Annotated in this window: 21 protein-coding genes; 14 read left to right on the top strand and 7 right to left on the bottom strand. The window is 60.3% G+C overall.

Translation table 11 applies throughout. The annotated features are described in order from the left end of the window. Nucleotides 1-242: 242 nt before the first annotated feature. Nucleotides 243-545 (bottom strand): DUF2288 domain-containing protein, encoded by a 303-nt coding sequence (locus QCBJ_RS24330; protein WP_010212359.1) that lies wholly within the window; start codon nt 543-545, stop codon nt 243-245. Between the two features lie 342 nt (nt 546-887). Between QCBJ_RS24330 and QCBJ_RS24325 the strand changes: the two genes are divergently transcribed. The 9 genes from QCBJ_RS24325 to QCBJ_RS24285 all read left to right on the top strand — a co-directional run bounded on the left by QCBJ_RS24325 (nt 888) and on the right by QCBJ_RS24285 (nt 8,510). Beyond that, nucleotides 888-2,015 (top strand): branched-chain amino acid ABC transporter substrate-binding protein, encoded by a 1,128-nt coding sequence (locus tag QCBJ_RS24325; protein WP_012722654.1) that lies wholly within the window; start codon nt 888-890, stop codon nt 2,013-2,015. 229 nt (nt 2,016-2,244) lie between these two features. Further along, on the top strand, nt 2,245-3,168 hold the full coding sequence (livH, locus tag QCBJ_RS24320; protein ID WP_003172375.1) for a high-affinity branched-chain amino acid ABC transporter permease LivH: 924 nt from the start codon (nt 2,245-2,247) through the stop codon (nt 3,166-3,168). Then, complete coding sequence (locus QCBJ_RS24315; protein ID WP_012722653.1) at nt 3,165-4,418, top strand: high-affinity branched-chain amino acid ABC transporter permease LivM; 1,254 nt, start codon at nt 3,165-3,167, stop codon at nt 4,416-4,418. Before livH ends, QCBJ_RS24315 begins: the two co-directional genes overlap by 4 nt. Continuing rightward, nucleotides 4,415-5,182 (top strand): high-affinity branched-chain amino acid ABC transporter ATP-binding protein LivG, encoded by a 768-nt coding sequence (gene livG, locus QCBJ_RS24310; RefSeq protein ID WP_012722652.1) that lies wholly within the window; start codon nt 4,415-4,417, stop codon nt 5,180-5,182. The genes QCBJ_RS24315 and livG overlap by 4 nt, the downstream gene beginning before the upstream one ends. Nucleotide 5,183: 1 nt before the next feature. Further along, the gene (locus QCBJ_RS24305; RefSeq protein ID WP_010212366.1) at nt 5,184-5,885 is read left to right on the top strand and encodes an ABC transporter ATP-binding protein; all 702 of its coding nucleotides are present in this window, start codon (nt 5,184-5,186) and stop codon (nt 5,883-5,885) included. 171 nt (nt 5,886-6,056) lie between these two features. Further along, the gene (locus tag QCBJ_RS24300; RefSeq protein WP_012722651.1) at nt 6,057-6,353 is read left to right on the top strand and encodes a DUF2282 domain-containing protein; all 297 of its coding nucleotides are present in this window, start codon (nt 6,057-6,059) and stop codon (nt 6,351-6,353) included. Nucleotides 6,354-6,376: 23 nt separating this feature from the next. Continuing rightward, nucleotides 6,377-7,255, top strand: a complete 879-nt coding sequence (locus QCBJ_RS24295) for a DUF692 domain-containing protein (protein ID WP_102061759.1) — start codon at nt 6,377-6,379, stop codon at nt 7,253-7,255. Beyond that, on the top strand, nt 7,252-8,028 hold the full coding sequence (locus QCBJ_RS24290) for a DNA-binding domain-containing protein (RefSeq protein WP_102061758.1): 777 nt from the start codon (nt 7,252-7,254) through the stop codon (nt 8,026-8,028). The genes QCBJ_RS24295 and QCBJ_RS24290 overlap by 4 nt, the downstream gene beginning before the upstream one ends. Beyond that, a complete protein-coding gene (locus QCBJ_RS24285) occupies nt 8,025-8,510 on the top strand; it encodes a DoxX family protein (protein WP_012722648.1) in 486 nt (161 codons plus the stop codon). The genes QCBJ_RS24290 and QCBJ_RS24285 overlap by 4 nt, the downstream gene beginning before the upstream one ends. On the opposite strand, the gene QCBJ_RS24280 is transcribed toward QCBJ_RS24285, so the two are convergent. Next, on the bottom strand, nt 8,507-9,415 hold the full coding sequence (locus QCBJ_RS24280) for a LysR family transcriptional regulator (RefSeq protein WP_012722647.1): 909 nt from the start codon (nt 9,413-9,415) through the stop codon (nt 8,507-8,509). The two genes, QCBJ_RS24285 and QCBJ_RS24280, sit on opposite strands and share 4 nt — an antisense overlap. Nucleotides 9,416-9,519: 104 nt before the next feature. Here QCBJ_RS24280 and QCBJ_RS24275 point away from each other — a divergent pair, with 104 nt between their 5' ends. From QCBJ_RS24275 to QCBJ_RS24265, 3 genes are all read left to right on the top strand, one after another. Continuing rightward, complete coding sequence (locus tag QCBJ_RS24275; protein WP_012722646.1) at nt 9,520-10,119, top strand: short chain dehydrogenase; 600 nt, start codon at nt 9,520-9,522, stop codon at nt 10,117-10,119. Between the two features lie 96 nt (nt 10,120-10,215). Continuing rightward, entirely contained in the window at nt 10,216-10,887 is a 672-nt protein-coding gene (locus QCBJ_RS24270; RefSeq protein ID WP_012722645.1) for a COG3650 family protein, read from the top strand. A 107-nt stretch (nt 10,888-10,994) separates the two neighbouring features. Further along, nucleotides 10,995-12,608 (top strand): NAD(P)/FAD-dependent oxidoreductase, encoded by a 1,614-nt coding sequence (locus tag QCBJ_RS24265; RefSeq protein WP_102061757.1) that lies wholly within the window; start codon nt 10,995-10,997, stop codon nt 12,606-12,608. A gap of 61 nt (nt 12,609-12,669) precedes the next feature. On the opposite strand, the gene QCBJ_RS24260 is transcribed toward QCBJ_RS24265, so the two are convergent. Next, nucleotides 12,670-13,764, bottom strand: a complete 1,095-nt coding sequence (locus QCBJ_RS24260; RefSeq protein ID WP_093544013.1) for a PLP-dependent cysteine synthase family protein — start codon at nt 13,762-13,764, stop codon at nt 12,670-12,672. 216 nt (nt 13,765-13,980) lie between these two features. Here QCBJ_RS24260 and nhaA point away from each other — a divergent pair, with 216 nt between their 5' ends. Further along, nucleotides 13,981-15,156, top strand: coding sequence for a Na+/H+ antiporter NhaA (nhaA, locus tag QCBJ_RS24255; protein ID WP_102061756.1), 1,176 nt, complete (start codon nt 13,981-13,983; stop codon nt 15,154-15,156). 418 nt (nt 15,157-15,574) lie between these two features. On the opposite strand, the gene QCBJ_RS24250 is transcribed toward nhaA, so the two are convergent. Continuing rightward, nucleotides 15,575-16,039 (bottom strand): glycine zipper 2TM domain-containing protein, encoded by a 465-nt coding sequence (locus QCBJ_RS24250; RefSeq protein ID WP_003189251.1) that lies wholly within the window; start codon nt 16,037-16,039, stop codon nt 15,575-15,577. Between the two features lie 157 nt (nt 16,040-16,196). Here QCBJ_RS24250 and QCBJ_RS24245 point away from each other — a divergent pair, with 157 nt between their 5' ends. Next, a complete protein-coding gene (locus tag QCBJ_RS24245; protein WP_012722641.1) occupies nt 16,197-16,457 on the top strand; it encodes a hypothetical protein in 261 nt (86 codons plus the stop codon). Nucleotides 16,458-16,493: 36 nt separating this feature from the next. Here the strand turns inward: QCBJ_RS24245 and pdxH are convergent, their stop codons facing one another. The 3 genes from pdxH to QCBJ_RS24230 all read right to left on the bottom strand — a co-directional run bounded on the left by pdxH (nt 16,494) and on the right by QCBJ_RS24230 (nt 19,609). Continuing rightward, nucleotides 16,494-17,141 carry a pyridoxamine 5'-phosphate oxidase gene (gene pdxH / locus QCBJ_RS24240; RefSeq protein WP_012722640.1) on the bottom strand — a complete coding sequence of 216 codons (648 nt, stop codon included), beginning with the start codon at nt 17,139-17,141 and terminating at the stop codon, nt 16,494-16,496. A gap of 27 nt (nt 17,142-17,168) precedes the next feature. Beyond that, complete coding sequence (locus QCBJ_RS24235; RefSeq protein ID WP_093544019.1) at nt 17,169-18,320, bottom strand: OmpA family protein; 1,152 nt, start codon at nt 18,318-18,320, stop codon at nt 17,169-17,171. A 143-nt stretch (nt 18,321-18,463) separates the two neighbouring features. Next, nucleotides 18,464-19,609 carry an EstA family serine hydrolase gene (locus tag QCBJ_RS24230; RefSeq protein ID WP_012722638.1) on the bottom strand — a complete coding sequence of 382 codons (1,146 nt, stop codon included), beginning with the start codon at nt 19,607-19,609 and terminating at the stop codon, nt 18,464-18,466. Nucleotides 19,610-19,691: the final 82 nt, after the last annotated feature.

The raw sequence follows: 19,691 nt of genomic DNA, 5'->3' as shown, positions 1-19,691 counted from the left end.
TCAACGGTGGGAGCGGGTTTGCTCGCGTGTGCGGCAGTCCAGACAACAGATATCTACGGTCCCGGCACACTTGGAAACAATTGCGCAGCGATTCCACCAGCGCCCTAACTGTTCCCATGCCATGCACGTCACCCTCACCTGTGACCTTTCTCCACGGCAACATGCCATCACGGCGTCAGCAGTTACTCCGCTACACACTTGCCACAGCAAAAAAACACGCACCTTTTTCGTGCAGCCCTTTCTTACACTGCCCTTTCCTGGATCAGAATCCACGGCGATACCACCACCGCCCATAGGCTCGGATCACGTTCAACCAGGTCCAATGCCCGCGTCGCAGACACCTCGCCAAGGCTCCCTGCGGCCAGCCAGGCAGCGACTTTGTCGCGGTTGTCCTCAGCCATTCCCTCGGCAGCCTCGATCAAATCCAGGCCGGCGTCGACCCACAATAGGGCACCCTTGGCAAAGAACGGCTCAAGCTCCTTCCAGGAAATTTCGGCGGTTTCTCCGAGCAGCTTGGCATAGAGGGTGCTAGGTTCTTGCGTCATGGGTGTTCACCTTGGGGAAAAATCGGCGCAATCATAGCGTCACGCCTCAAGCAGAAAAACCCAGTTGCAAATGAGTCATCGAGAGAAAGTGTCAGGAACGCCAAGGATTGCCCGAAACTCTGGCATCACCCCGCCGCAATTCTGTCTTTTTCTTTCATTTAAGCGACACACCCGGCTTTTGCCCCCAGCAGCCAGCTTTTCAACCGATCAACCGGCGCTCTACACTGTACCGGTACAGTTGCCAGGGCACTGCCGGGGGGGATATCCGAGATATCTGATCCGGTTCTGCAGCTCACAAGGCCGCTAGAACTATAAAAAAGACAACAGCAAGAGTGGAGCACTATGAATAAGGCTACTAAGCAGATTTCCAAACTGTTTGCCGCTATGGTCCTGGCTGGGGTTGCCGGCCATTCGTTCGCAGCCGACACCATCAAGATCGGCATCGCCGGGCCTAAGACCGGCCCCGTGACGCAATACGGCGACATGCAATTCATGGGTGCCAAGCAAGCCATCGCCGACATCAACGCCAAGGGCGGCGTCGACGGCAAAATGCTTGAAGCCAAGGAATACGACGACGCTTGCGATCCAAAACAAGCCGTCGCCGTCGCCAACAAAGTGGTCAACGACGGCGTCAAGTTCGTGGTCGGTCACCTGTGCTCCAGCTCCACTCAGCCAGCCTCCGACATCTATGAAGATGAAGGCGTGATCATGATTACCCCGGCGGCTACCAGCCCGGAAATCACCGCACGTGGCTACAAGCTGATCTTCCGCACCATCGGCCTGGACAGCGCGCAAGGCCCAGCGGCCGGCAACTACATCGCCGACCACGTGAAGCCGAAAATCGTTGCCGTCCTGCACGACAAACAGCAATACGGTGAAGGCATCGCCACTGCCGTCAAACAGACCCTCGAGAAAAAAGGCACCAAGGTTGCCGTCTTCGAAGGCCTGAACGCCGGCGACAAAGACTTCTCCTCGATCATCCAGAAACTCAAGCAAGCCAACGTCGACTTCGTCTACTACGGCGGCTACCACCCTGAGCTGGGCCTGATCCTGCGCCAAGCCAAGGAAAAAGGCCTGAACGCCAAGTTCATGGGCCCAGAAGGTGTCGGTAACGACTCCATCTCGCAAATCGCCCAGGGCGCTTCCGAAGGCCTGCTGGTAACCCTGCCGAAATCCTTCGACACCGACCCGGCCAACAAAGCCATCGTTGAAGAGTTCGCCAAGAACAAGCAGGACCCAACCGGTCCATTCGTGTTCCCAGCCTACTCGGCTGTTGAAGTGATCGCTGCCGGCATCACCGCTGCGAAGAGCGAAGACACCGGCAAAGTGGCAGCCGCCATCCACGCGGGCACCTTCAAGACCCCTACTGGCGACCTGAGCTTCGACGCCAAGGGCGACCTGAAGGACTTCAAATTCGTGGTCTACGAATGGCACTTCGGTAAACCAAAAACCGAAGTTTCCCCTCAGTAAGCCAGGCGTTACTGGTCCAACAAGCCCACTGTGAGAGCAGTGGGCTTTGTTTTACGAGGTTTATGGGCCTGACACCCGCGATCCGGGCGCTGGCTCACCTGAAAATCTTAAAACCGTCACCAGCGGTTCGCTGGCAAACGCTTTGTGCAAATGTGCTCACAGAACACAGCACGGGGCCGGAACATGACTCCACCAGTGAAATGCGTATCGGGTTTTTAGGAGCGCTGTAATGCCTGAGATCTATCATTTTTTCCAACAGCTGGTTAATGGCCTGACCATTGGCAGCACCTATGCCTTGATAGCCATTGGCTACACAATGGTTTACGGCATCATTGGAATGATCAACTTCGCCCATGGCGAGGTGTACATGATTGGTTCCTACGTGGCCTTCATCGCCCTTGCCGGGCTGGCCATGATGGGTATCCACTCCCTGCCGCTGTTGATGACCGCTGCGTTCCTTGCGTCGATCGTCGTAACCAGTGCCTATGGCTACAGTATCGAGCGCGTTGCCTACCGCCCCTTGCGTGGCAGCAACCGTTTGATCCCGCTGATTTCCGCCATCGGCATGTCGATTTTCCTGCAGAACACCGTATTGCTGTCCCAGGACTCCAAGGACAAATCCATTCCCAACCTGATTCCGGGGAGCTTCTCCTTCGGCCCGGGCGGTGCGGAAGAAGTCCTGATTTCCTACATGCAGATCCTGGTCTTCGTCGTCACCCTGGTGGCCATGCTGGGCCTGACCCTGTTCATCTCCCGCTCCCGTCTGGGACGCGCCTGCCGGGCCTGTGCCGAAGACATCAAGATGGCCAACCTGCTGGGCATCAACACCAACAACATCATCGCCCTGACCTTCGTGATCGGCGCTGCGCTGGCAGCCGTTGCGGCGGTGCTGCTGAGCATGCAGTACGGCGTGATCAACCCCAACGCCGGTTTCCTGGTGGGCCTCAAGGCCTTTACCGCAGCGGTATTGGGCGGCATCGGCAGCATTCCGGGCGCCATGCTCGGTGGCCTGGTGCTGGGTGTGGCCGAAGCCTTTGGTGCCGATATCTTCGGCGACCAGTACAAGGACGTCGTGGCGTTCGGCCTGTTGGTTCTGGTGCTGTTGTTCCGTCCGACCGGCATCCTGGGCCGTCCGGAGGTTGAGAAAGTATGAGCAGATATCTTAAATCGGCGTTTTTCAGCGCCTTGCTGGTCTGGGCCGTGGCGTTCCCGGTACTGGGCCTCAAGCTGAGCATTGTCGGCATCAACCTGGAAGTGCATGGCACCGGTCCCGTGACCCTGACCATCATCGCCCTGTGCTCGGTGTTGATGTTCCTGCGCGTGCTGTTCACCCAGCAGGTCGGTGCACTGTTCAAGTCCAACCGTGGCCCACTGGTGTCGCCCAAGGTCAGCCAATTCCTGACGCTGCCACGCACCCAGCGCTACATCATCATCGGCCTGATCGTCGCCGCGTTGATCTGGCCATTCTTCGGCTCGCGCGGTGCGGTTGATATCGCCACCCTGATCCTGATCTACGTGTTGCTGGGCCTGGGCCTGAACATCGTGGTGGGCCTGGCCGGTCTGCTTGACCTCGGTTATGTCGGCTTCTACGCCGTGGGTGCCTACACCTACGCACTGCTGTCGCACTACCTGGGTTGGAGCTTCTGGATCTGTCTGCCGCTGGCAGGCATGGCGGCGGCCACGTTCGGCTTCCTGCTGGGCTTCCCGGTACTGCGCCTGCGCGGTGACTACCTGGCGATCGTGACCCTGGGCTTCGGTGAAATCATCCGGCTGTTCCTGCGTAACCTCACCGATATCACCGGTGGGCCGAACGGCATCAGCAGCATTCCCAAGCCGACGTTTTTCGGGCTGTCGTTCGACCGTACCGCCGCCGAGGGCATGCAGACGTTCCACGAATATTTCGGGATCGACTACAACCCGGTGAGCAAAGTGGTGTTCCTGTACCTGGTGGCGCTGCTGCTGGCACTGGCGGCACTGTTCGTGATCAACCGCCTGCTGCGCATGCCGATCGGCCGCGCCTGGGAAGCACTGCGCGAAGATGAAATCGCCTGCCGCGCCCTGGGCCTGAACCCAACCATCATCAAGCTCTCCGCCTTTACCCTGGGTGCTGCGTTCGCCGGTTTCGCCGGCAGCTTCTTCGCCGCTCGGCAAGGTCTGGTCACGCCGGAGTCGTTCACCTTTATCGAGTCGGCGATCATCCTCGCCATCGTGGTACTGGGTGGCATGGGCTCGCAACTGGGCGTGATCCTGGCCGCGATCGTGATGATCCTGCTGCCGGAAATGATGCGTGAGTTCAGCGAATACCGCATGTTGATGTTCGGCGCCATGATGGTGCTGATGATGATCTGGCGTCCTCAAGGCCTGCTGCCCATGCAACGTCCACACATGGAGCTGCGCAAATGAGCCGCGAGATCCTGAAAGTCGAAAACTTGAGCATGCGCTTCGGCGGCTTGCTGGCGGTCAATGGCGTGGCCCTGACCGTGAAAGAGAAACAAGTGGTCGCGTTGATCGGCCCGAACGGCGCCGGCAAGACAACGGTGTTCAACTGCCTCACCGGTTTCTACAAGCCGAGCGGTGGCAGCATCCTGCTCGACGGCCAGCCGATCCAGGGCCTGGCCGGTCACGAGATCGCCCGTAAGGGCGTGGTGCGGACCTTCCAGAACGTGCGCTTGTTCAAGGACATGACGGCGGTCGAGAACCTGCTGATCGCCCAGCACCGTCACTTGAACACCAACTTCTTCGCCGGCCTGTTCAAGACCCCCGCGTTCCGCAAAAGCGAGCGCGAGGCCATGGAGTACGCCGAGTACTGGCTGGACAAGGTCAACCTGACCGAGTTTGCCAACCGCCCGGCCGGCACCCTGGCCTACGGTCAGCAACGCCGCTTGGAAATCGCCCGTTGCATGATGACCCGCCCACGGATCCTCATGCTCGACGAACCAGCGGCCGGCCTGAACCCCAAGGAAACCGAAGACCTCAAGGCGCTGATCGGCGTGTTGCGTGAGGAAAACAACGCCACGGTGTTGTTGATCGAACACGACATGAAACTGGTCATGAGCATTTCCGACCACATCGTGGTGATCAACCAGGGCACGCCGCTGGCCGACGGGACGCCGGAGCAGATCCGCGACAATCCTGAAGTGATCAAAGCCTATTTGGGGGAAGCGTAAAATGCTGCAATTCGAAAACGTTTCCACTTTCTACGGCAAGATCCAGGCCCTGCACAGCGTCAACGTGGAAGTGCGCCAAGGTGAAATCGTCACGCTGATCGGTGCCAACGGCGCCGGCAAATCGACCTTGCTGATGACCCTGTGCGGTTCGCCCCAGGCCCACAGCGGCAGCATCCGCTACATGGGTGAAGAACTGGTGGGCCAGCAGTCGTCGCAGATCATGCGCAAGAGCATTGCGGTGGTGCCGGAAGGCCGTCGGGTGTTCTCGCGCCTGACCGTGGAAGAGAACCTGGCCATGGGCGGGTTCTTTACCGACAAGGGCGACTACCAGGAGCAGATGGACAAGGTGCTGCACCTGTTCCCACGCCTCAAGGAACGCTTCAGCCAGCGCGGTGGCACCATGTCCGGCGGCGAGCAGCAAATGCTCGCCATCGGCCGTGCGCTGATGAGCAAGCCCAAGCTGCTGCTGCTGGACGAACCTTCACTGGGCCTGGCGCCGATCATCATCCAGCAGATCTTCGACATCATCGAACAACTGCGCAAGGACGGTGTGACGGTGTTCCTGGTGGAGCAGAACGCCAACCAGGCGCTGAAAATCGCTGACCGTGCCTATGTGCTGGAAAACGGTCGGGTGGTGATGCAGGGTACGGGCGAGCAGTTGCTGACGGATCCGAAAGTGCGTGAGGCGTACCTGGGCGGCTGATAAAGCCGATCGGAAAAAACCATGAGAGGAGCCGGGAAACCCGCTCCTCTTTTTTTTGCGGAAAAACAAAAGATTTTCCCTACAGGCTTGTAACGATTTTCTCCGTACCGTCTCTAGAGGTGTACGCAGGCACCCATGCCTGCCACCTCAACCCACTGCTGGAGATACACCATGACTACCAAACTGTCCGCCGCTACCCTCGTACTGGCACTCGGTTCGGCCTTGAGCCTGTCCGCGCTGACCACCACCGCACACGCAGCCGACGACATGCAGAAATGCTTCGGTGTCGCCGAAGCGGGCAAAAACGATTGCGCCGCAGGCGCCGGCACTTCCTGCGCCGGCACCTCGAAAACCAAAGACCAGGCCAACGCCTGGAAACTGGTCCCAGCCGGCACCTGCCTCAAGACCCCAAGCTCCACCTCGCCGACCGGCTTCGGCCAGGAAGCAGCCTTTACCGCCAAGTCCTGATCCCTCGCGAAACCTGAGTACTGATGATGACTCTTTCATCCCTGCAAGCCGTCTCCCAGGCTCAGGCGCCCGGCCTCCCACGCAGGGCCGGGCTAGGGCTCAAGCACGAGCACTTCGTTGAAGTGCTCGAAACCGCACCCGATATCGGTTTTTTTGAAGTGCATGCCGAAAACTACATGGTGGCCGGCGGCCCGTTTCATCACTACCTGGGGCTGATCCGCGAGCAGTACCCGCTGTCATTGCACGGCGTAGGCCTGTCCATCGGGGGCGAAGGACCGCTGAACCGTGAGCACTTGACGCGGTTGGCCACGCTGATCGAGCGCTATCAACCCCACTCCTTTTCCGAACACCTGGCGTGGTCCAGCCACGGCCCGGTGTTCCTCAATGACCTGTTGCCCCTGGCCTACGACAGCGCCACCCTGCAACGGGTGTGCGAACACGTGGACCAGGTACAGAGCACCCTCAAGCGGCCGATGCTGCTGGAGAACCCGTCGACCTACCTGCAGTTCCAACGCTCAACCCTGGACGAGACCGATTTCATAAGCGAGATCATTCGCCGTACCGGGTGCGGCCTGTTGCTGGATGTGAACAACGTCTACGTGTCGTGCATCAACCACCAGCTCAACCCACTCGCCTACATCGATGCCCTGCCGTTGCACGCCGTGGGTGAAATTCATCTGGCCGGTTTCGCCGAAGACGCTGACAGCCTGGGCGACCGCCTGTTGATCGATGACCACGGTTCGCCCATCGATAACGCCGTGTGGCAGCTCTACGAACAGGTACTGGCACGCATCGGCCCGATGGCGACGCTGATCGAACGGGACAATCAGTTGCCGGCGTTCAGCGTGCTGCTGACGGAAGCTGAACAGGCCGACTGGCATCTTTCACAGGTGATCCCATGAGCCTTCATGACGACTTCACCGCGGCCTTGCTGGCGCCGGAACAGGCGTGTCCGGATGGTTTGTTCAGCAGTAACGGTGCCGATCCAGCCAGCCGCTTCGCGGTGTACCGCAACAATGTGCACAGCGCGCTGATCAACGCATTGGTGGTGGCATACCCGGTGACGCTGCAACTGGTGGGCGATGAATTCTTTCGCGCAATGGCCGGCGTCTACGTCCAGGGGCACGCGCCGACCAGCCCATTGATCAGTGAGTACGGCAGCACGCTCGCCGATTTCATCCAGGGCTTCGAACCGGCAGCCAGCGTGCCCTACCTGGCAGATATTGCCCGTCTGGAACGCTTGCGGGTTTGCGCGTATCACGCGAGCGACAGCCACCCCTTGGATCAACAGGCCGTGCTGCTGGCATTGCAAGATCAAGCAGACCTGGGAGCGCTGCGCCTGCAACTGCACCCGTCCGTGGGCACCCTGGACTCCGCGTATGCGGTCGTGACGGTGTGGGCGGCGCACCAGACCGAGGGCTGCCTGGCGACCCTGGACCCGTGGAACGCCCAGAGTGCGCTGGTATTGCGCCACGGCCTGGAGGTCAAGGTTTTCGCCATCAATCGAAGTTCAGTGGCGTTTATCAACAGCCTGGCCCAAGGCCTGACCTTAGAAAAAGCCGTGGAACACGCGCTCGATGCGTCACCCGACTTCGATCTGCACCGATGCCTCACGCTGCTGATCAGCCACAGCGCCATCACTCATTTGCATCTAAAACACAAGGTATCGCCATGAACACTCACCCTTCATACCTGATCAAACGGGTCATACAACTCTTCGAGCAAATCCCCTACAGCCTGATTGCCTTTGTCGCGCGCTTTTCCATTGCCGCGGTGTTCTGGAAATCCGGGCAAACCAAAGTCGAAGGCTTTGCCATTGATTTGATCAGCGGTACTTTCCAGCTCGGCACACCGAAACTGGCGGCTTCGACACTGCCGCTGTTTCGCAGTGAATACCATGTGCCGCTGCTTTCGCCTGAAGTGGCGGCACCTATGGCTGCGTTTGCCGAGCACTTTTTCCCGGTGCTGATCCTCGTCGGGTTCGCCACGCGCTTTTCGGCCTTGGCCCTGATCGGCATGACCCTGGTGATTCAGCTGTTTGTCTACCCGGACGCCTACCCGACTCATGGCACCTGGATTGCGCTGCTGTTACTGCTGGTGGCCAAAGGGCCGGGGCGCGTATCCATCGATCACCTGATCGCCCGTCGCTACGCTTAAAGCCGATCCAACGCCTCGCCACTGCGCTTGAACCAATCCACCAGGTAGTCGGCCAACACCTGGGTGCGACGCGGCAGGCCGCCCTGATAGGGGTGCACCAGGTACATCGGCATGCTCCGCGTCTGATAATCGCGCAGGAGCCAACGCAATCGGCCGTCAGCCAATTCCGCCGGCAGTACATAGGATGGCAGGCGCGCGATACCCGCGCCCACCAGCGCGGCCTTTTTCAACAGGTTGTAGTGATTGGAGGCAAAGGTGCCACTGACCCGCACCCGCAACAATTCGTGCTGCTGGTGGTACAACCATTCCTCGCGACCGCTGTAGTGACTGTTGAGCAGGCAGATATGCGCGGCCAGGTCAGCCGGCGTCTCGGGTTCACCATAGTGCTCGAGGTAGGCCGGGCTGGCGCAGGTCATCTCATGCCAGGCCAGCAGCGGCTTGGCCACCAGGCGCTCGTTTTCAATCGCGCCTGAGCGTACGCCCAGGTCAAAGCCGTCCCGGGCCAGATCACGGTAGCGGTTGTTGAGCTCCAGCTCGATCTGCACCTGCGGATACTGTTTGGAAAACTCCAATAACAAGCCATCGAAAAAGGTTTCGCCCAGCGACACCGGAACCGTCATACGCACAGGCCCGGCCAGGTCATCCTTAAGCCGAGCCAGTGCCTGGCGGGCGCGATCCACTTGCACCACCAATGCCTGGGCCTGGGGCAGCAATGCCGCACCCGCAGCAGTCAGGCTGAGTTTGCGCGTGGTGCGGTGCAGCAATACCACGGAAAACTGCGCCTCCAACTGGCTGATCCGCTTGGACAGCTGCCCTTTGCTGCAGCCCAGTTGCTCGGCGGCCAGGGTGAAACTACCGGCTTCTATCAGTACGGCAAAGGCCGCCAGATCATCCATCTCGCTCATGGATTGTTTCCATTTGAAAACCAAAGGTTGCCTATTAGCACGTTTATCCACCCAAAAAGCCACTCTAGACTGACCCTTCACTTAACCCCTGGAGGAACAGCACCATGAAAATCCTATTGATTGGCGCCAGCGGCACGATTGGCTCGGCGGTCAAGACCGAACTCTCTCAGCGTCACGAAGTGATCAGCATCGGCCGCAGCGGCGGCGACTTCCGGGTGGATATCAGCGACAGCGCCTCAATCCGTACACTGTTCGAACAGACCGGCAAGTTCGATGCCCTGATCTGCGCAGCCGGCAGCGTGAACTTCGTGCCGCTGGGCGACATGCGCGAAAGCGACTTCGAGCTGGGCCTGCGTGACAAGCTGATGGGCCAAGTCAACCTGCTGCTGATCGGGCGTGAATATGCCAACGACGGCGCCTCGTTTACCTTCACCAGCGGCATTCTCAACCGCGACCCGATCCGCACAGGCGCTTCGGCTTCGTTGGTCAATGGCGCCATTGACGCCTTCGTAAAAGCCGCCGCAATCGAATTGCCGCGCGGCCTGCGCGTCAACTCCGTCAGCCCGACCGTGCTGTTGGAAGCCATGGGCAGCTATGCGCCGTACTTTCGTGGCTACAAACCGGCGCCCGGCGCCGAGGTGGCATTGGCCTACGCGAAAAGTGTCGAAGGCTTGCAGACGGGTCAGACCTTTATCGTTGGTTAAATCGGATGCCTGTCGGAATTGACTGAAGCTGGCGACCGGGGTTGTGATGCAACGCAGGTCTGCGTAACGTGGCGGCACTTGTCTGGAGACCCGATAATGCGTGCCGCCCATAGCCTTGCCCTGTTTGCCTTGCTTCCCCTGTTCGCCGCCTGCCAGATGTTCGACAGCGAGCCGGCAAAGCCCTCTCTCGCGGGACTGACCCGTATGCAGGGCGAACTCACGGCGGTCGGCGGCAAACTGTTGTTCCAGCCGTGCAACGACAAACGCAACTACGTGGTCAACGACACCAGCGGCACCAGCGTCCTGCAGGAGGCGGCCTCCTTGGCCGGCCAGCAAGGTGCGCTGTTCGCTGACCTGCGTGGCCAGTTCTCCGGCGTTGCCAGCGGCACCCAGGGCAGCGTGGACCTGCAACAGCTCTACCGCATGGAGCGCTCGACCTCGGCCTGCAACGACCCGGACTTCAAACGCACGATCCTGCGTGCCAATGGCCACAACCCGGCCTGGTCGATGAATGTCACCGCCAAGGGCATGGTGCTGCAGCGCGAAGGCCAGCCGCCACTGGCGGTGCCTTATGTGGAAGAGCAAATCGGCGAAGGCCGCTTCAACCTCATGACCGAAGCCAACAACCAGAAAGTCGAACTGTGGGTAGCCCCGCAGCGTTGCGTCGACCCGGTCAGCGGCAGCCTGCAGCACATGAGCGCCGAGTTGCGCGTCAACGGCCAGGTGCAACGGGGTTGCGCAGCGTTTGGCGGTTCGCGCGACGACTGACTGGGCCCCTGTGCTTTTTTAACCTGACGGGAAACGGCCTTTGGGGCTTATAATCGCCGGTTTGCAAAACAGCCGGCCTCATTGCCCGCCGCCCACCGGATCCTGTCATGTTACGAATCACCGAACTCAAGCTGCCCATCGACCATCCTGAAGAGGACCTGCGGCCTGCCATCGTGCAACGCCTAGGCATCGCCAGCGATGACCTGCTCGACTTCACCCTGTTCAAGCGCAGCTACGACGCCCGCAAGAAGTCGTCGGAGTTGTGCTTCATCTACACCATCGACTTGAACGTGAAAGGCGAAGCCGCCCTGTTGCTCAAGTTCGCCGATGACCGCAACGTCAACACCGCACCGGACGTCAGCTACAAAGTCGTGGGCCATGCGCCGCAAGGCCTGACAGAACGCCCTATCGTCGTCGGCTTCGGCCCCTGCGGGATCTTCGCCGGGCTGTTGCTGGCGCAGATGGGCTTCAAGCCGATCATCCTCGAGCGCGGCAAGGAAGTGCGCCAGCGCACCAAGGACACCTGGGGCCTGTGGCGCAAAAGTGTGCTCAACCCCGAGTCCAACGTGCAGTTCGGTGAAGGCGGCGCCGGGACCTTTTCCGACGGCAAGCTGTACAGCCAGATCAAGGACCCGAAATTCCACGGTCGCAAAGTCCTGCACGAGTTCGTCAAGGCCGGCGCGCCGGAAGAAATCCTCTACGTCAGCAAACCACACATCGGCACGTTCCGCCTGACCGGCGTGGTAGAAAACATGCGCGAGCAAATCATCGCCCTCGGCGGTGAAGTGCGCTTCGAACAGCGGGTGACCGACGTACTGATCGAAGACGGCCAATTGAACGGCGTGGTCGTCGATGGCGGCGAGCAAATCCTCTCCAAGCACGTGATCCTGGCCCTGGGCCACAGCGCCCGCGACACCTTCCGCATGCTCCATGGTCGTGGCGTGTACATGGAAGCCAAGCCGTTCTCGGTGGGCTTCCGCATTGAACACCCGCAATCGCTGATCGACGCCGCACGCCTGGGTAAGTATGCCGGGCACCCGAAGCTCGGCGCTGCCGACTACAAGCTGGTGCACCACGCCAAGAACGGCCGTTCGGTCTACAGTTTTTGCATGTGCCCAGGCGGTACCGTGGTGGCAGCCACGTCAGAGCCGAACCGCGTCGTGACCAATGGCATGAGCCAGTACTCGCGTAACGAGCGCAATGCCAACTCCGGCATCGTGGTCGGCATCACGCCTGAGGTGGATTATCCGGGTGGCCCGCTGGCAGGTATCGAATTGCAGGAGCGCCTGGAGTCCCACGCCTACATTCTCGGCGGCAGCACCTATGAGGCGCCCGCGCAGTTGGTCGGTGATTTCATCGCCGGCAAGCCGTCCACGGCGATTGGCAGCGTGGAACCGTCCTACAAACCCGGCGTGTCCCTGGGTGACCTCGCCCTGGCCTTGCCGGACTTCGCCATCGAGGCGATCCGCGAAGCGTTGCCTGCGTTCGAGAAGCAGATCAAGGGCTACTCGCTGCACGATGCGGTGTTGACCGGTATCGAGACGCGTACCTCATCGCCGCTGCGGATTACCCGCAACGAATCGATGCAGAGCTTGAACGTGAAAGGCCTGTTCCCGGCCGGTGAAGGTGCGGGTTATGCCGGTGGGATTCTGTCGGCGGGTGTGGATGGGATTCGGACTGCCGAGGCATTGGCCCGGGATATGTTGGGCATCGAAGCCTAAAACACCGCGATCCAAATGTGGGAGGGGGCAAGCCCCCTCCCACATTTTGCTTTGTATCGGGTCAGATATTTGCGCGCAAGATCGTGTCGGGCAACGGCTCACCCCGCTCAACACTGGCCGCAACAGCCGCAATCAAACCGTCCAATTCATACCCCTGCCCCGCCAGCCACGCCGGGTCGTAGTAGGTCGTGGCGTAGCGCTCGCCCCCATCACACAAGATCGCCACGATCGAACCCGACTCCCCTGCCGCTTTCATTTGCTGCGCCGCCACCAGCGCGCCAACCAGGTTGGTCCCGCTGGAACCGCCAACCCGTCGCCCCAGCCGCTCGGCCAGGTAATGCATGGCCGCCAGCGACAACGCATCCGGCACCTTGACCATCGCATCAATCACCTTGGGCAAAAACGACGCCTCGACCCGTGGCCGGCCAATGCCTTCGATGCGCGAACCGCAGTCCAGGCGCAAGCTCGCATCGCCACTCTGATAAAAATCAAAAAACACCGATCGCTCGGCATCGGCGCACAGCACGCGGGTGCAATGCTGGCGGTAGCGCACGTAGCGACCGAGGGTCGCGGTGGTGCCGCCGGTGCCGGGGCTGGAGATCAACCAGCTCGGTTCCGGATGCTGCTCGAAGCGCATCTGCTGGAAGATCGACTCGGCGATATTGTTGTTCGCTCGCCAGTCGGTGGCGCGCTCGGCGTAGGTGAACTGGTCCATGAAATGCCCGCCGCTTTCCTGGGCCAGGCGTTCGGACTCAGCGTAGATCTGCGTCGGATCCTGCACCAGGTGGCTCTTGCCGCCATAGAAGGCAATCTGCGCGATTTTTTCCTGGGAGGTGGTGGCCGGCATCACCGCAATAAACGGCAAACCCAGCAGGCGCGCAAAGTAGGCTTCGGAAATCGCCGTCGACCCGCTGGACGCCTCAATCACCGGCGCCCCCGGCTTGAGCCAGCCATTGCACAGCGCATACAGGAACAGCGAGCGCGCGAGTCGATGCTTGAGGCTGCCGGTGGGGTGGCTGGACTCGTCCTTGAAATACAACTCGATACCCGGCAATCCCGGCAACGGCAAGGGGATCAGGTGCGTGTCGGCGCTGCGCTGGAAGTCGGCTTCAATGATGCGAATGGCTTCGCGGGCCCAGGGACGGTGGTCGCTCATGGAGGTTTTCTCTAAGGATTTCGGCTTCGATTCTAGGGGGTTTCCTACACGCCACACAGGTACAGTAACGGCACGTTTGGACACACAATTGCTAGGCTTAAGCACAACCTCATCCCAGCGCGCCGTTTATAACAAATAAGAATATAACTTTTGTTTTAACAACTAACGGTACGGGTTAGGGTACCCACCTATTGAATCCGGATTGGAGAGCATCCCTTGGCTCTGCGTAGCACTTTCACCCGTTTCTTCCAGCTGGAAGCCGCCAGTGGCCTGTTATTGATCGCGGCTGCGGCGCTGGCGCTGATTATTAACAACTCGCCTTTGTCACATCTGTACAACGCGTTTCTCGATGTACCGGTGGTGGCACAGATTGGCGCGTTGAAAATCGCCAAGCCAGCCCTGCTATGGATCAACGATGGCCTGATGGCCTTGTTTTTCCTGTTGATCGGCCTGGAGGTCAAGCGCGAGTTGCTCGATGGCCACCTGTCGAAACCCTCGCAAGTGGTGTTGCCAGGCGCAGCGGCCATCGGCGGCATGGTCGTGCCGGCCCTGATCTATTGGGCGATCAACAAGGACTACCCGGCTGCGCTTTCCGGCTGGGCGATCCCCATGGCCACCGACATTGCATTCGCCCTCGGCGTCCTCGCCCTGCTGGGCAAGCGCGTGCCGGTGTCGCTGAAACTGTTCCTGATGACCCTGGCGATCATTGACGACCTGGGCGCGATCATCGTGATCGCCATTTTCTACTCCGCCGACCTGTCCGGTGCCGCCCTGGCAGGTGCAGGTGCTTGCTTGATTGCCTTGATCGCGATGAACCGCCTGGGTGTGATCAAGCTCGGACCGTACCTGATTATTGGGCTGATCCTGTGGGTGTGCGTACTCAAGAGCGGTGTTCACGCCACACTGGCGGGTGTCACATTGGCGTTCTGCATCCCGATGCGCACCAAGAACGCCGAGCCGTCGCCATTGCTCACGCTGGAGCACGCCCTGCACCCGTGGGTGGCCTACGCCATCCTGCCGCTGTTCGCCTTCGCCAACGCCGGGGTGTCCCTGACCGGCGTCAGCCTGGAAAGCTTCACTCACCATGTGCCTATGGGCATCGCCGCGGGCCTGTTGATCGGCAAGACCGTTGGTGTGTTCGGGCTCACTTGGCTGGCCATCAAGACCGGCATCGCCGCCCTGCCCAACGGCGCAAACTGGGGCCAGGTGTTTGGTGTGGCGATCCTGTGCGGTATCGGCTTTACCATGAGCCTGTTTGTGGGTTCGCTGGCATTTGTGCCGGGTGCCAGCGAGTTCGCGGGTGAGGACCGGATGGGGATTTTGACCGGTTCGATACTGGCGGCGTGTATGGGTTATGCGGTGACGGCAATGGCGAGTCGCAAGAAGGCCTGATACGCCCGACGAAGCATACTCACTGTGGCGAGGGAGCTTGCTCCCGCTGGGCTGCGCAGCGGCCCCAGAGCGTTTACCGCGATTGTGGTGCTATATCGCTTACCCAACAGGGGCCGCTTCGCGCCCCAGCGGGAGCAAGCTGCCTCGCCACAGGTCGTGCAAACTTGGACATACTCGGCCCTCCTAACGCTGGGCCTTACCTCCAGCGCACTTACCGAAACACGTGAGCCCTTGGATGCAGGTCAATGCATCTTTGAAGTCGCAGCCCCGTCAATAATGGGGTTCGCAATAAAAAACCGCCTTACCAAGGCGGTTTTTTATTGCCTGCATTTTTTGCAGTTCAGCCCGGCCACACCCCATAAAACCAAAAACCCCAACCGGTCACCCGGCTGGGGTTTTGTGTTTCTACAACCAGCGTTTAACGCGTAACGCGGCTGGTACCATCAACGGTCATGATGCGTACGCGGTCACCAATGCGGAAGATTTCATTCTCCTGCACGGCCTGCACGTAGGCGCGCATGCTGCCATCGTCTTCGCGAACGGTGATTTCCACACCTTGGGTGCGGGTCAGGCCTTCTTCGGTGGCCGAACCCAGCAGGCCGCCGGCGACGGCGCCGATCACGGCGGTCACGATGCTGCCACGGCCACCGCCGATGGCGCTGCCGCCAACGCCGCCGATGACTGCGCCTGCAGCGCCGCCGATTGGGGTCTTGGTTCCTTCGATTTTCACCGGACGCAGGGATTCGATGGTGCCCATGCGCACGGTCTGCACACGACGCGCTTCGTCACGGGAGTACGAGTCGCCGGTCAGACTCGAGGCGCAGCCACCCAGCAGCAACGACAGGGTGGTAAAGCAGGCAACCAGTAAAACGGACTTACGCATAGCATCAACTCCAAAGGACAGGTGTTCATTAAACGCTGCGGCTTGACGCCTGTCACGGCAAGCCCCACAGAAAATTGCTTTCATTCAGCCTTAGTACAGACTGCCCGCACCAGAAAACTCGACGAACGGTAGCACTTCTCTCGTAGCCAGGACCTTCATGGATTACTTCATCATTGTAGTCACAACCCTTGCCGGCCTGTATTTCCACGGCTGGCTGTACCTGCGCATCAAGCGCTGGATGGACCGTGATCTCGCACTGTCCATGGCAGGCAATGATCTACACAAGCGTGCCTTCATGCTCAAGCAGCTGGAGAGGGCCCGCACGTTGAAAATCAAACGGGCAGACTTGCCGCACTGGTTGAAGAATGCCGCACAGCAATACACGCCTGAAGTCTCTGTCCAAGAGACTTCAGGGTGATGGGCAACATTCAAGCGAAGTGACGAAAGGTGCAGCTCAGGGTGCCAGACGCTCGCGCGTCCACTGGGAGTCTTGCAGGCGGTAGTTCAGGCGATCATGCAGGCGGCTGGCGCGGCCTTGCCAGAACTCGATGCGCTCGGGCAACAAACGATAGCCACCCCAATGCTCCGGGCAATCGGGCTGGGTATCGCTGAAACGTTGCTCGGTGGCCTTGAGCAGGTCCTGCAGTTCTTCCCGGTCACGAATGACCTGGCTCTGCGGAGAAGCCCATGCCCCCAGGCGGCTGCCCAGCGGACGGACCTGATAATAAGCGTCCGACTCCTCAGGGGTCACCTTGACCACCCGACCCTCGATGCGCACTTGGCGCTCCAGGGTCGGCCAGAAAAACGTCATGGCCGCAAACGGCCGTGCCGCAAGCTGTTGGCCCTTGGCACTCTGATAGTTGGTGAAGAAGGTAAAGCCCTGCGCGTCCAGGCCCTTGAGCAACAGGATGCGACAGTGCGGGCGACCGTCCTGGTCGACCGTGGCCAAGGTCATGGCATTGGCCTCCACCGGTGGCTGCTCGGTCTTAACCGCGTCAGCAAACCACTGGTGGAATAAGGCAAACGGCTCGTCCGGGGCCTGGGCCTCGCTCAAACCATCCCGTGTGTAGTCACGGCGCATATCGGCCAGTGCCTGGGTCATGCGGCTTTATCCTTGTGGTTCAGCGGCTCAGTTTTTTGCCTGGTCAGTGGCCGGTGCAGCGGCCTTGGCTTTGGCTGGAGCCGGTTTTTTCGCAGCGGGCTTGGCCGGGGCTTTTTTAGCGGCTGGCTTGGCGGCGGCTTTCTTGGCAGGCGCCTTTTTGGCCGGGGCCTTGGCGGCCGGAGCCGGGGCTGGAACGTCCTGCACCGCAACCATTTCGGCGGCAGGCGGGGTCTTGCCCGATTGATACTTGCTCAGCAGCGCCAGCATGGTGGTGCGCTGGGTGAACATGATTTCCATACGACGGTTCAGGGCACGGCCCTGGTTGCTGTCGTTGGCGGCACGTGGCATCAGGTCGCCCATGCCACGCAGCATCAGACGATCCTGCTTCAAGCCGCTGAGGCTGAAGATCGAGGCGATGGATTGCGCACGTTCCTTGGTCAGCGCCTGGCTGGCCGGGGCGGTGCCGGTGGCATCGACGTGGCCCAATACCAGTACGGCGGTCTTCGGATCGGCTTCAACGGCCTTGGCGACGCGAGTGAAGGGACCGAGGGTGACCGGCAGCAACATCGCTGGACGTTTCGGGTTGTAGGAACCGTCTACCGGGGCAATCACCACCAGCACGTTGTCGCGACGCTCAAGTTGCAGGTTGCTGTCCTTGATGGCGGCGCGCAGACGCGGCTCATAGTCGTCCAGCCAGGCTTGGGTGATTTTCGGATCGGGCATCGGCACGTTGGTCACATCGACCTTGGCCAGTGGCTTGGGCTTGCTTTCGAACGGCCACCACCAGTGGGTTTCAGTGTCGTTCTTAGCGACCGCAGGGGCAGGTTCCGCGGCCTTGAGGTCGGCTTTCAGGTCGGCCTTGGCATCGGCGGCCTTTTCGTCGGCGGTCTTGGAAGAGAACGGCCACCAGCTGGAGCCGGTATCGGCCTTGGCAGCAGGCGCCGGAGCCGGCGCAGCAGCGGCAGCTGCTACCGGTGCGGCAGGCTTGGCGCCAGCAGCTGGCTTGGCGTCCGGTTTGGCATCCGGCTTGGCGTCGGTTTGGGTCACTGTATCTTTGGTCGCGGCCTTATCAGACCCAAATGACCACCAATGCCCGCCCTCGGCATCATTTTGTGGAGTTTGTGCGCAGCCGGTAATAGTGAGGCATAGCGCCAGTGCCAAGGACTTGTTCGATAACATGAGATATCCACAAAATGAGAAAAGAAACGGGGGTCTGTGTGACCCATTAAACAGACGCTTACAGAACATTAAAGTTACATCATTTCGTTCAGCGCCTTCTTATACTTGCCTTTGTAACAAAAAAACGTGAAACAGCAAGGGGTTTACAGACAACCGGCCAATATTCCGACCAACTTCTGTGCCCGTGGGTCCATAAGTACGTAAGGCCCCAATGTATTAGTCACGAAACCAAATGCTACATCATGCTCAGGGTCGGCAAAGCCGACCGAACCACCGGCACCGGGATGCCCGAAAGCACGCGGGCCAAGGCCGAAGGTGGCGTTGGGCAGTTGCGGTTGGTCCAACATGCAGCCCAGGCCAAAACGGGTCTGGGTCAATAATGTTTTATCCGGCCCGATACTGTGTTCGCGGGTCAATTGTTCAAGCATGTCGGCTTCGAGCAAACTACCGTCCAACAATCCGCTATAAAAACCCGCCAGGCTGCGCGCATTACCGTGACCATTTGCCGCTGGCTGCTGCATGCGACGCCATTCAGGTTTATTAGTGCTGGTCAGAATAGACGGGGGATTGGCAAAAGCACGCGTCGTCATGGACGCAGGTTCACGCATCATTACTTGCAGTAAACGTTGCGCGGCTTCATCGCCCATGTTGCCCTTACTGCGCGCTATATGGGCGACGCGATAAAACTCTTCATCCGCCAGGCCCACATGGAAGTCCAGCCCCAATGGCCGCGCAACCCGCGCGACGATGGACTCTCCCGGCCCGCGCCCATCGGCACGACGCAACAACTCACCGACCAGCCAGCCGTAGGTGATCGCCTCGTAGCCATGGCCTTGACCTGGCGTCCACCACGGGGCTTCGGCCGCCAGGGTATCGACCATCAGTTGCCAGTCGTAGAGCGCTTCGGTGGGCAGCATCTCGCGGATCGCCGGCAACCCGGCCTGGTGGCAGAGCAACTGGCGCAGCGTGATCGCCTCTTTCCCGGCCGCAGCAAATTCCGGCCAGTAGTGGGCGACCGGTGCATCAAGTTGCAATTTGCCTTCGGCCACCAATTGCAGGGCCGTGACGGCGGTGAAGGTCTTGGTGCAGGAGAACAGGTTGACGATGGTATCGCTGTGCCAGGCCTCGGCACCGTCCTTGTCGGCGGTGCCGGCCCACAGGTCGACAACGGTTTCACCGCCGATCTGGATGCAAAGCGCGGCACCACGCTCCTGCGGGTCTTCGAACAACGCGGCGAAAGCTTCACGTACCGCTTCGAACTGGAGTTCGTAATGACCCTGGATCTGCACCTGAACACCCTCGGAAAACACAGCAAAAAGTGGCCGACATTGTTCCAGCCCCGGCGGGTTTTGTGAACCCGTCAACCCTCAA

The sequence above is a fragment of the Pseudomonas sp. QC2 genome (assembly GCF_002859085.1).
Classification (GTDB): domain Bacteria; phylum Pseudomonadota; class Gammaproteobacteria; order Pseudomonadales; family Pseudomonadaceae; genus Aquipseudomonas; species Aquipseudomonas petroselini.
Note: the sequence above shows the minus strand (reverse complement) of the source record. Positions and strands in the feature narration are given on the sequence as shown.

Excerpts from the sequence above, each read along its gene's own strand:
- QCBJ_RS24245 (WP_012722641.1), top strand. The coding sequence starts at position 16,197 with ATGGATTACTTCATCATTGTAGTCACAACCCTTGCCGGCCTGTATTTC.
- QCBJ_RS24300 (WP_012722651.1), top strand. The coding sequence starts at position 6,057 with ATGACTACCAAACTGTCCGCCGCTACCCTCGTACTGGCACTCGGTTCG.
- QCBJ_RS24325 (WP_012722654.1), top strand. The coding sequence starts at position 888 with ATGAATAAGGCTACTAAGCAGATTTCCAAACTGTTTGCCGCTATGGTC.
- QCBJ_RS24235 (WP_093544019.1), bottom strand. The coding sequence starts at position 18,320 with ATGTTATCGAACAAGTCCTTGGCACTGGCGCTATGCCTCACTATTACC.
- QCBJ_RS24290 (WP_102061758.1), top strand. The coding sequence starts at position 7,252 with ATGAGCCTTCATGACGACTTCACCGCGGCCTTGCTGGCGCCGGAACAG.
- QCBJ_RS24285 (WP_012722648.1), top strand. The coding sequence starts at position 8,025 with ATGAACACTCACCCTTCATACCTGATCAAACGGGTCATACAACTCTTC.
- QCBJ_RS24280 (WP_012722647.1), bottom strand. The coding sequence starts at position 9,415 with ATGAGCGAGATGGATGATCTGGCGGCCTTTGCCGTACTGATAGAAGCC.
- QCBJ_RS24305 (WP_010212366.1), top strand. The coding sequence starts at position 5,184 with ATGCTGCAATTCGAAAACGTTTCCACTTTCTACGGCAAGATCCAGGCC.
- QCBJ_RS24260 (WP_093544013.1), bottom strand. The coding sequence starts at position 13,764 with ATGAGCGACCACCGTCCCTGGGCCCGCGAAGCCATTCGCATCATTGAA.
- pdxH (WP_012722640.1), bottom strand. The coding sequence starts at position 17,141 with ATGACCCAGGCACTGGCCGATATGCGCCGTGACTACACACGGGATGGT.
- QCBJ_RS24265 (WP_102061757.1), top strand. The coding sequence starts at position 10,995 with ATGTTACGAATCACCGAACTCAAGCTGCCCATCGACCATCCTGAAGAG.
- QCBJ_RS24270 (WP_012722645.1), top strand. The coding sequence starts at position 10,216 with ATGCGTGCCGCCCATAGCCTTGCCCTGTTTGCCTTGCTTCCCCTGTTC.
- QCBJ_RS24250 (WP_003189251.1), bottom strand. The coding sequence starts at position 16,039 with ATGCGTAAGTCCGTTTTACTGGTTGCCTGCTTTACCACCCTGTCGTTG.
- QCBJ_RS24330 (WP_010212359.1), bottom strand. The coding sequence starts at position 545 with ATGACGCAAGAACCTAGCACCCTCTATGCCAAGCTGCTCGGAGAAACC.
- QCBJ_RS24295 (WP_102061759.1), top strand. The coding sequence starts at position 6,377 with ATGATGACTCTTTCATCCCTGCAAGCCGTCTCCCAGGCTCAGGCGCCC.
- QCBJ_RS24315 (WP_012722653.1), top strand. The coding sequence starts at position 3,165 with ATGAGCAGATATCTTAAATCGGCGTTTTTCAGCGCCTTGCTGGTCTGG.
- livH (WP_003172375.1), top strand. The coding sequence starts at position 2,245 with ATGCCTGAGATCTATCATTTTTTCCAACAGCTGGTTAATGGCCTGACC.
- QCBJ_RS24275 (WP_012722646.1), top strand. The coding sequence starts at position 9,520 with ATGAAAATCCTATTGATTGGCGCCAGCGGCACGATTGGCTCGGCGGTC.
- livG (WP_012722652.1), top strand. The coding sequence starts at position 4,415 with ATGAGCCGCGAGATCCTGAAAGTCGAAAACTTGAGCATGCGCTTCGGC.